The sequence below is a fragment of the Pseudomonas sp. NDM genome, assembly GCF_003105095.1.
In the GTDB taxonomy this organism is placed as follows: Bacteria; Pseudomonadota; Gammaproteobacteria; order Pseudomonadales; family Pseudomonadaceae; genus Aquipseudomonas; species Aquipseudomonas moraviensis_A.
Genome location: NZ_QETJ01000048.1, coordinates 21,349 through 32,009 on the forward strand (window position 1 = coordinate 21,349; position 10,661 = coordinate 32,009).

Consider the following 10,661-nt stretch of genomic DNA (forward strand, 5'->3'; position numbering starts at 1 on the left):
GTGTCTCTGATCGCTTCTGACCACTTCCGCATCGTTGTCGGCCTCGGCAAGAGCGGCATGTCCCTGGTTCGCTTCCTGGCGAACCGGGGCACGTCGTTTGCCGTGGCCGACACGCGGGAAAATCCACCGGAACTGGCCACGCTCAAGCGTGACTATCCGCACGTGGAAGTGCGTTGTGGCGAGCTGGACGTCGAATTCCTCTGCCGTGCCGACGAGCTCTACGTGAGTCCCGGCCTGGCGCTGGCGACCCCAGCCCTGCAAGCCGCCGCGGCCCGTGGCGTGAAAATGTCCGGCGACATCGAGCTGTTCGCGCGTAACGCGCGGGCGCCGATCGTCGCAATCACCGGTTCCAACGCGAAAAGCACCGTGACCACGCTGGTCGGCGAGATGGCGGCTGCGGCCGGCAAGCGCGTCGCTGTTGGCGGCAACCTCGGCACCCCGGCGCTGGACCTGCTCAGCGACGACGTCGAGCTGTACGTGATGGAGCTGTCGAGTTTTCAGCTGGAAACCACCGACCAGCTCAACGCCGAAGTCGCCACCGTGCTGAACATCAGCGAAGACCACATGGATCGCTACAGCGGTCTGCCGGCGTATCACCTGGCCAAGCACCGGATCTTCCGTGGCGCGAAGCAGTTCGTGGTCAATCGTCAGGATGCCCTCAGCCGCCCATTGATCGGCGAAGGCCAGCCTTGCTGGACCTTCGGCCTGAGCAAACCGGATTTCAAAGCGTTCGGTATCCGCGAAGAAGATGGCGAGAAGTATCTGGCCTTCGAATTCCAGAACCTGCTGCCGGTGCGTGAGTTGAAAGTTCGCGGCGCACATAACCAGTCCAACGCTCTTGCAGCCTTGGCATTGGGTCACGCCGTCGGCCTGCCGTTCGACGCCATGCTCTCGGCACTGCGCACGTTTACCGGACTCGAACACCGCTGCCAGTGGGTGCGTGATCTCGACGGCGTGGCCTACTACAACGATTCCAAAGCCACCAACGTTGGCGCCGCGCTGGCTGCCATCGAAGGCCTGGGTGCGGACATCGACGGCAAGGTCATCCTGATCGCCGGCGGTGACGGCAAGGGCGCCGAATTCAACGATCTGCGCGATCCGGTCGCCGCCAATTGCCGCGCCGTGGTGCTGATGGGCCGCGACTCGGACAAGATCGGCGAAGCCATTGGCGATGCCGTGCCGTTGATCCGCGCGACCTCGCTGGTCGACGCCGTCGAGCAATGCCGCGCCGCTGCCCAGCCGGGTGACGTGGTGCTGCTGTCGCCGGCCTGCGCCAGTTTCGACATGTTCAAGAATTACGAAGACCGTGGTCACCAGTTCGTCCGCGCTGTGGAGGAACTGGCATGAACCTGAGAAACATCATCAAGCCGTACCCGTCGCCGCTGATCACCGGGCGTGGCATCGACCTCGACTTCCCGATGCTCGCCGGGTGCCTGGCGCTGCTCGGCCTGGGCCTGATCATGATTGCCTCGGCGTCCACCGAAGTGGCGGCGGCGCAGTCGGGCAGTCCGCTGTATTACATGATTCGCCACCTTATTTATGTGGTGCTGGGTCTGGGCGCGTGCATCGTCACCATGATGATCCCGATCGCCACCTGGCAGCGCCTCGGCTGGATGATGCTGATCGGTGCGTTCGGCCTGCTGGTGATGGTGATCATCCCCGGCATCGGACGAGAAGTGAACGGTTCGATGCGCTGGATCGGTTTCAGCTTCTTCAACGTGCAGCCGTCGGAAATCGCCAAGGTGTTCGTGGTGATCTACCTCGCCGGCTATCTGGTGCGCCGGCAGAAAGAAGTGCGCGAGAGCTGGATGGGCTTCTTCAAGCCGTTCATTGTCCTGCTGCCGATGGCCGGTCTGTTGCTCATGGAGCCGGACTTCGGTGCCACCGTGGTAATGATGGGCGCGGCGGCGGCGATGCTGTTTCTTGGCGGGGTCGGACTGTTCCGTTTCTCGCTAATGGTGGTGCTGGCGGTCGGCGCAGTGGTGTTGCTGATCCAGATGCAGCCCTATCGAATGGCGCGTCTGACCAACTTCGCCGACCCGTGGGCCGACCAGTTCGGCGCCGGTTATCAACTGTCGCAAGCCTTGATCGCCTTCGGTCGCGGCGAGTGGCTGGGCGTCGGCCTGGGCAACAGTGTGCAGAAGCAGTTCTACCTGCCGGAAGCACACACCGACTTCGTGTTCTCGGTCCTCGCCGAAGAGCTCGGTGCGGTCGGTTCGCTGTGCACTGTCGCGCTGTTCGTGTTCGTGTGTATTCGCGGCATGTACATCGGCCTGTGGGCGGAGAAAGCCAAACAGTTCTTCGCCGCTTATGTGGCGTACGGCTTGTCGTTCCTGTGGATCGGTCAGTTCCTGATCAACATCGGGGTGAACGTCGGCCTGCTCCCAACCAAGGGCCTGACCTTGCCGTTCCTCAGTTACGGCGGCAGCTCGCTGGTGATCTGCTGCGCCTGTCTCGGCCTGTTGCTGCGCATCGAGTGGGAGAGTCGAACCCACCTGGGCAGTGAAGAGATGGAATTCCAGGAGAGCGACTTCGCCGAGGAGCCGACTCATGGGCGCTAACGTATTGATCATGGCCGGCGGTACCGGCGGCCACGTGTTCCCGGCGCTGGCCTGTGCCCGCGAGTTTCAGGCGCGCGGCTATACCGTGCACTGGCTCGGCACACCACGCGGCATCGAAAACGAACTGGTCCCGGCGGCAGGGCTTGAACTGCACCGGATCAACGCCAGCGGTCTGCGCGGCAAGGGCAAGCTGTCGCTGCTCAAGGCGCCTTTGATGCTGCTGAAATCGGTGTGGCAGGCGCGGGCGGTCATGCGCCGCTTGAAGCCCGTATGCGTCGTCGGTTTCGGCGGTTATGTGACTGGCCCTGGTGGCCTTGCCGCGAAACTGGCTGGCGTGCCGGTGATCGTTCATGAGCAGAACGCTGTCGCCGGCACCGCCAATCGGTTGCTGGTGCCGTTCGCCGCCCGAGTGTGTGAAGCGTTCCCCGACACCTTTACTCTGTCGGACAGCCGCCGTACCACCGGTAATCCGGTGCGCAGCGAGCTGTTCCTCGAGACATCGCGACCGGCGCTGGCCGGGCGCAGAGCGCGTTTGCTGATCCTTGGCGGCAGCCTGGGCGCAGAACCGTTGAACAAATTGCTGCCTGAAGCCCTGGCCCAAGTCGCTGTCGACCTGCGCCCGGAAGTGTTCCATCAGGCCGGCAAAAATCACGATGAAGTGACTGCCGAGCGTTACCGCGCCGCGGGCGTGGACGCGCAGGTGCAGCCGTTCATCAAAGACATGGCCCAGGCCTATGGCTGGGCTGACCTGGTGGTGTGCCGCGCCGGCGCGCTGACCATCAGTGAGCTGGCGGCCGCCGGTCTGCCCTCGATGCTGGTGCCTTTGCCCCATGCGATCGACGATCACCAGACCCGCAACGCCGATTATTTGGCCCGCGAAGGCGCTGCCTTCCTGATGCCGCAAAGAACGACTGGTGCCGCGGATCTTGCCGCGCGCCTGACAGAGGTCTTGATGCAACCGCAACGACTCGAAGCAATGGCCCAAGCGGCCCGCCGACTGGCCAAACCCGATGCCACCCGTAGCGTGGTCGATACCTGTCTGGAGGTGGCCCATGGTTGAGAATCAGAAAGCCATGCCACAACCGGAAATGCGCCGCATCCGGCGCATCCACTTCGTCGGCATCGGCGGCGTGGGCATGTGCGGTATCGCTGAAGTGTTGTTGAACCTGGGCTATCAAGTCTCCGGTTCCGACCTGAAAGCGTCGCCGGTCACCGAGCGCCTGGAAACCTTCGGCGCGCAGATCTTCATCGGTCACCGTGCCGAGAACGCCGCTACCGCCGACGTGCTGGTGGTGTCGAGCGCAGTGAACACGTCCAACCCGGAAGTCGCGACCGCGCTTGAGCGCCGCATTCCAGTGGTACCGCGCGCAGAAATGCTCGCCGAGCTGATGCGCTATCGCCACGGCATCGCCGTCGCCGGTACCCACGGCAAAACCACCACCACCAGCCTGATCGCTTCGGTGTTCGCGGCCGGTGGTCTGGATCCGACGTTCGTGATCGGTGGTCGTCTGAATGCAGCGGGCACCAACGCTCAGCTCGGCACCAGCCGTTACCTGATCGCCGAAGCCGACGAAAGCGATGCGAGCTTCCTGCACCTGCAGCCGCTGGTGGCCGTGGTCACCAATATCGACGCCGACCACATGGCGACCTACGACGGTGACTTCAACAAACTGAAGAAAACCTTCGTCGAATTCCTGCACAACCTGCCGTTCTACGGTTTGGCGGTGATGTGCCTGGACGATCCGGTGGTGCGGGAGATCCTGCCGCTGGTTAAACGTCCGACCGTGACCTATGGCTTCAGCGAAGACGCCGATGTGCGCGCAATCAATGTGCGTCAGCAGGGCATGCAGACCTTCTTTACCGTGCTGCGCCCGGATCGCGAGCCGCTCGACGTGTCGGTGAACATGCCCGGCAACCACAACGTGCTCAACTCGCTGGCGACCATCTGCATCGCCACCGACGAAGGCGTCAGCGATGAAGCGATTGTCCAGGGCCTGTCAGGCTTCCAGGGTGTCGGTCGGCGCTTCCAGGTCTACGGCGAACTGCCGGTGGACGGCGGCAACGTGATGCTGGTCGACGACTACGGCCACCACCCGACCGAAGTCGCTGCGGTGATCAAAGCCGTGCGCGGTGGCTGGCCGGAGCGTCGTCTGGTGATGGTTTACCAGCCGCACCGTTACAGCCGCACCCGCGATCTGTACGACGACTTCGTCAATGTGCTGGCCGATGCCAACGTGCTGCTGCTGATGGAAGTCTATCCGGCCGGCGAAGAGCCGATCCCGGGCGCCGACAGCCGCAAATTGTGCAACAGCATCCGCCAGCGCGGTCAGCTCGACCCGATCTACATCGAGCGTGGTGTCGATCTGGCGCCGCTGGTCAAGCCGCTGCTGCGTGCCGGCGACATTCTGTTGTGCCAGGGCGCCGGTGATATCGGCAGTCTCGCACCGAAACTGTTGAAAAGTGAGTTGTTCGCCGGCGCCGTGGCGGCGTCGGTCGAGGGGAAGTTGAAATGACTGCTGCCTACGCCAAGCTGTTTTCCACGATCGCGCCGAAAGACTTCGGCCGCGTCGCCGTGCTCTTCGGCGGCCTGAGTGCCGAGCGTGAGGTGTCGCTGAAATCCGGTAACGCCGTGCTCGAGGCGCTGCAAAGCGCTGGCGTGGATGCGTTCGGTATCGATGTGGGCGAAGACTTCCTGCAGCGTCTGCTCAGCGAAAAGATCGACCGCGCGTTCATCATTCTCCACGGTCGCGGCGGTGAAGACGGCAGCATGCAGGGCCTGCTCGAGTGCGCCGGCATCCCGTACACCGGCAGCGGCATTCTTGCTTCCGCACTGGCGATGGACAAGCTGCGCACCAAGCAGGTCTGGCACAGCCTCGGGATTCCGACGCCGCGTCACGCCGTACTTTGCAGCGAAGCCGATTGTATTTCGGCAGCGACGGAACTGGGCTTGCCTTTGATCGTCAAACCGGCGCATGAAGGTTCAAGTATCGGGATGGCCAAAGTGAATTCTGCGTCCGAGTTGATCGACGCATGGAAAGCGGCCAGTACCTACGATTCGCAAGTGTTGGTCGAGCAATGGATTCAAGGTCCGGAGTTCACCATCGCCACCCTGCGTGACCAGGTGTTGCCTCCTATCGCCCTGGGTACACCGCACACATTTTACGATTACGACGCCAAGTACATCGCCAACGATACCCAGTACCGCATTCCGTGCGGACTGGACGCGGCCAAGGAACAGGAACTCATGGAGCTCACGGCCAAGGCCTGTGAGGCGCTGGGTATCGCCGGTTGGGGCCGGGCGGACGTAATGCAGGACGCCGACGGGCAGTTCTGGTTCCTTGAAGTCAATACCGCACCGGGCATGACCGATCACAGCCTGGTGCCGATGGCGGCGCGGGCTGCCGGTCTGGATTTCCAGCAACTGGTTCTGGCCATTCTGGCCGCCAGCGTTGAAGACGCAGGCGCAACAGAGGCGCGAGGTTAAGACCATGCAAGGCGCTCATCTCAGACATCAGCCACCCGCACCCGGCCGCAAGCCGGTGCCGCGGGGTGCCAGCCGAATGGTGGCGAAAGAGCCGATGTCCGCGCGCCTGCCGAAAGCCAATTTCAGCTTTCTGAAAAGTTTGTTCTGGCCGGTGCTGCTGGTAGCACTGGGCTTTGGCACCTATGAAGGTGCGCAGCGTTTGCTGCCGTATGCCGACCGGCCGATCAGCAAGATCGCGGTGCAGGGCGACTTGAGTTACATCAGCCAGCAGGCGGTGCAGCAGCGGATCGCACCGTTCGTGGCGTCGAGCTTCTTCACCATCGACCTCGCCGGTATGCGTACCGAGTTGGAACAGATGCCGTGGATCGCCCACGCCGAAGTGCGCCGGGTATGGCCGGACCAAGTGGTGATCCGTCTCGAAGAGCAATTGCCGGTGGCGCGCTGGGGCGACGAGTCGCTGCTCAACAACCAGGGCCAGGCGTTCACGCCCAAGGAACTGGCGAACTACGAACACCTGCCGCAGCTGTTCGGCCCACAACGGGCTCAGCAGCAGGTGATGCAGCAGTATCAGGTGTTGAGCCAGATGCTGCGCCCGCTGGGTTTTTCGATTGCACGCCTGGAATTGCGTGAACGCGGCAGCTGGTTCCTGACCACCGGTGCCGGCAGTTCCGGCCCCGGCATCGAGTTGCTGCTGGGACGCGGCAACCTCGTGGAAAAGATGCGCCGCTTCATCGCCATCTATGACAAGACGCTGAAAGAGCAGATTACGAACATTGCGCGCATCGATCTGCGCTACGCCAACGGCCTTGCTGTTGGCTGGCGGGAACCCGTAGCGCCGACGACAGCCCAACCCGCTGTCGCAAAGAATTAAGAAGAGGCAGGACCCATGGCAAACGTGCAAAGCGGCAAAATGATCGTCGGTCTGGATATCGGCACCTCCAAAGTGGTGGCGCTGGTAGGCGAGGTCGCGGACGACGGCCAGCTGGAAATCGTCGGGATCGGCACGCATCCGTCCCGCGGCCTGAAGAAGGGCGTGGTGGTCAACATCGAATCCACCGTGCAGTCGATCCAGCGTGCGATCGAAGAAGCCCAACTGATGGCCGGCTGCCGCATTCACTCGGCTTTCGTCGGCGTGGCGGGCAATCACATTCGCAGCCTGAACTCCCACGGCATCGTCGCGATCCGTGATCGCGAAGTCAGCTCGGCCGACCTTGAGCGTGTGCTCGACGCCGCCCAGGCCGTGGCGATTCCGGCTGACCAGCGCGTGCTGCACACCCTGCCGCAGGATTACGTGATCGATAACCAGGAAGGCGTGCGTGAGCCACTGGGCATGTCCGGCGTGCGTCTGGAAGCCAAGGTTCACGTGGTCACCTGCGCCGTCAACGCCGCACAGAACATTGAAAAATGCGTGCGTCGCTGCGGTCTGGAAATCGACGACATCATCCTCGAGCAACTGGCCTCGGCCTACTCGGTGCTGACCGATGACGAGAAAGAACTGGGCGTGTGCCTGGTCGACATCGGCGGCGGCACCACTGACATCGCGATCTTCACCGAAGGTGCGATCCGTCACACCGCGGTGATCCCGATTGCCGGTGATCAGGTGACCAACGACATCGCCATGGCGTTGCGCACCCCGACCCAGTACGCCGAAGAAATCAAGATCCGCTATGCCTGCGCCCTGGCGAAACTGGCCGGTGCCGGCGAAACCATCAAGGTGCCGAGCGTCGGCGACCGTCCACCGCGCGAACTGTCGCGTCAGGCCCTGGCCGAAGTGGTCGAGCCGCGTTACGACGAACTGTTCACCCTGATTCAGGCCGAGCTGCGTCGCAGCGGCTACGAAGACCTGATCCCGGCGGGCATCGTGCTCACCGGCGGTACCTCGAAAATGGAAGGCGCGACCGAACTGGCCGAAGAAATCTTCCACATGCCGGTACGCCTCGGGGTGCCGCATGGCGTGAAAGGTCTGGATGACGTAGTGCGCAACCCGATTTATTCCACTGGCGTCGGTTTATTGATGTACGGCCTGCAAAAACAGTCCGACGGAGTTTCGTTCTCCGGCATCGGCAGCCGCGACAGCTACAGCAGCGAAGAGCCTCAGGCGCCGCTGCTGGACCGCTTGAAAAAGTGGGTTCAGGGCAATTTTTAAAAGCAGCCTGGAGCGACAAGCTTCAAGCGGCAAGCAACTGCAGTAGATACACCGCTACAAACAGCAGTAGGCGAAAAAACTAGAGAATGTAAGGAGAGGGAAAATGTTCGAACTCGTAGACAACATCCCCGCAAGCCCGGTAATCAAAGTTATCGGTGTCGGCGGTGGCGGCGGCAACGCTGTCAATCACATGGTCAAGAGCAACATCGAAGGCGTTGAGTTCATCTGCGCCAACACCGATGCTCAAGCGCTGAAAAACATCGGCGCGCGGACCATCCTGCAACTGGGCACTGGCGTGACCAAAGGCCTGGGCGCCGGCGCAAACCCTGAAGTCGGCCGTCAAGCCGCTCTGGAAGACCGCGAGCGCATCGCTGAAGTGCTGGCCGGCACCAACATGGTGTTCATCACCACTGGCATGGGCGGGGGTACCGGTACCGGTGCGGCGCCGATCATCGCTGAAGTGGCCAAGGAAATGGGCATCCTGACCGTTGCGGTCGTGACCCGTCCGTTCCCGTTCGAAGGCCGCAAGCGTATGCAGATCGCCGACGAAGGCATCCGCATGCTCTCGGAAAGCGTCGACTCGCTGATCACCATTCCGAACGAAAAACTGCTGACCATCCTCGGCAAGGACGCCAGCCTGCTGTCGGCTTTCGCCAAGGCTGACGATGTACTCGCCGGTGCCGTGCGCGGTATCTCCGACATCATCAAGCGTCCGGGCATGATCAACGTCGACTTCGCCGACGTACGTACCGTGATGAGCGAAATGGGCATGGCGATGATGGGCACTGGCTGCGCCAGCGGTCCGAACCGTGCACGTGAAGCCACCGAAGCGGCAATCCGCAACCCGCTGCTGGAAGACGTCAACCTGCAAGGCGCACGCGGCATTCTGGTGAACATCACCGCCGGTCCTGACCTGTCCCTGGGTGAGTACTCCGACGTCGGTTCGATCATCGAAGCGTTCGCTTCCGAGCACGCGATGGTCAAGGTCGGTACCGTTATCGATCCGGACATGCGCGACGAGCTGCACGTGACTGTGGTTGCCACCGGTCTGGGCGCGAAGATCGAGAAGCCTGTGAAGGTTATCGACAACACCGTTCACACCTCCATGGCTTCGGCTCAGGTGCAACAACCGGCTCCGGCCCGTCAGGAGCAGCCTGCGGTGAACTACCGTGATCTGGACCGTCCGACCGTCATGCGCAACCAGGCTCAGGCCGGTGCTGCGGCTGCCGCGAAGATGAATCCGCAGGATGACCTGGACTACCTGGACATTCCGGCATTCCTGCGTCGTCAGGCCGATTGATGGAATGTATCAGGGCTATGAAGGTGATTGGTGTTCAGCAAAGGCATGGTCTGCTATCATCGCCAGCCTTTGTTGATACCAGTTCGCAATTTGCGCTGAAGCGGCCCAAGCCATGATTAAACAACGCACACTGAAAAATATTATCCGTGCCACAGGTGTAGGCCTGCACTCCGGTGAGAAGGTCTACCTGACCCTCAAGCCTGCGCCTGTCGACACTGGCATTGTGTTTTGTCGCGCTGACCTCGACCCTGTGGTGCAGATTCCTGCCCGCGCGGAAAACGTCGGTGAAACCACTATGTCGACGACGCTGATCAATGGCGACGTCAAAGTGGACACGGTAGAGCACTTGCTCTCGGCCATGGCTGGCCTGGGCATCGATAACGCCTACGTCGAGCTCTCCGCGTCCGAAGTCCCGATCATGGATGGCAGCGCTGGACCCTTCGTATTCCTGATTCAATCGGCAGGCCTGGAAGAACAGGACGCCGCCAAGAAATTCATCCGCATCCTGCGTGAAGTGACAGTGGAAGACGGCGACAAGCGCGCCACTTTCGTCCCTTTCGAAGGCTTCAAGGTGAGCTTCGAGATCGATTTCGATCACCCGGTATTCCGGGACCGCACCCAAAGTGCAAGCGTGGACTTTTCCAGCACTTCGTTCGTAAAAGAAGTCAGTCGCGCCCGTACCTTTGGTTTCATGAGTGACATCGAGTACCTGCGCAAGCACAACCTCGCACTCGGCGGCAGCGTGGAAAACGCGATCGTGGTCGACGCCGATGGCGTGTTGAACGAAGACGGTCTTCGTTATGAAGACGAATTCGTCAAGCACAAGATCCTCGATGCGATTGGCGACCTGTACCTGCTGGGCAACAGCCTGATTGGTGAGTTCAAAGGCTTCAAGTCCGGTCATGCACTGAACAACCAGCTGCTGCGCAAATTGATTGAGCAGACAGATGCGTGGGAAGTGGTGACGTTCGAAGACGCCAGCACCGCACCGATCTCTTACATGCGCCCTGTAGCGGCTGTGTAAGTAAAAAACCTCTCTAGTTTTTTGAAGGCCATCCTCGGATGGCCTTTTTTTATACCTGTGGTTTTTGTATTGCCTGGGATGGCCCTATCGCGAGCAGGCTCACTCCTACAGGGGGAACGCATTCCAATTGTAGGAGTGAGCCTGCT

General features: G+C 61.6%; 9 protein-coding genes. All 9 read left to right on the forward strand.

The features are described from left to right. The 9 genes from murD (at window position 1) to lpxC (ending at window position 10,515) form a co-directional block, all read left to right on the forward strand. Complete coding sequence (gene murD / locus DCO47_RS12660; protein ID WP_042608373.1) at window positions 1-1,347, forward strand: UDP-N-acetylmuramoyl-L-alanine--D-glutamate ligase; 1,347 nt, start codon at window positions 1-3, stop codon at window positions 1,345-1,347. Next, window positions 1,344-2,561: a putative lipid II flippase FtsW gene (gene ftsW, locus DCO47_RS12665; RefSeq protein ID WP_016773276.1), complete on the forward strand. Its 1,218-nt coding sequence runs from the start codon at window positions 1,344-1,346 to the stop codon at window positions 2,559-2,561. Before murD ends, ftsW begins: the two co-directional genes overlap by 4 nt. Continuing rightward, window positions 2,551-3,621, forward strand: a complete 1,071-nt coding sequence (gene murG, locus DCO47_RS12670; protein ID WP_065616617.1) for an undecaprenyldiphospho-muramoylpentapeptide beta-N-acetylglucosaminyltransferase — start codon at window positions 2,551-2,553, stop codon at window positions 3,619-3,621. Before ftsW ends, murG begins: the two co-directional genes overlap by 11 nt. Further along, complete coding sequence (gene murC, locus DCO47_RS12675) at window positions 3,614-5,074, forward strand: UDP-N-acetylmuramate--L-alanine ligase (protein ID WP_116658199.1); 1,461 nt, start codon at window positions 3,614-3,616, stop codon at window positions 5,072-5,074. The genes murG and murC overlap by 8 nt, the downstream gene beginning before the upstream one ends. Then, a complete protein-coding gene (locus DCO47_RS12680; protein ID WP_016773280.1) occupies window positions 5,071-6,045 on the forward strand; it encodes a D-alanine--D-alanine ligase in 975 nt (324 codons plus the stop codon). The genes murC and DCO47_RS12680 overlap by 4 nt, the downstream gene beginning before the upstream one ends. A 4-nt stretch (window positions 6,046-6,049) precedes the next feature. Further along, window positions 6,050-6,916: a cell division protein FtsQ/DivIB gene (locus tag DCO47_RS12685; RefSeq protein WP_039761388.1), complete on the forward strand. Its 867-nt coding sequence runs from the start codon at window positions 6,050-6,052 to the stop codon at window positions 6,914-6,916. A 15-nt stretch (window positions 6,917-6,931) separates the two neighbouring features. Then, window positions 6,932-8,191 carry a cell division protein FtsA gene (ftsA, locus tag DCO47_RS12690; protein ID WP_016773282.1) on the forward strand — a complete coding sequence of 420 codons (1,260 nt, stop codon included), beginning with the start codon at window positions 6,932-6,934 and terminating at the stop codon, window positions 8,189-8,191. Window positions 8,192-8,294: 103 nt separating this feature from the next. Further along, window positions 8,295-9,491, forward strand: coding sequence for a cell division protein FtsZ (ftsZ, locus tag DCO47_RS12695; protein ID WP_016773283.1), 1,197 nt, complete (start codon window positions 8,295-8,297; stop codon window positions 9,489-9,491). A 112-nt stretch (window positions 9,492-9,603) separates the two neighbouring features. Continuing rightward, window positions 9,604-10,515, forward strand: a complete 912-nt coding sequence (lpxC, locus tag DCO47_RS12700) for a UDP-3-O-acyl-N-acetylglucosamine deacetylase (RefSeq protein WP_007916984.1) — start codon at window positions 9,604-9,606, stop codon at window positions 10,513-10,515. Window positions 10,516-10,661 lie beyond the last annotated feature (146 nt).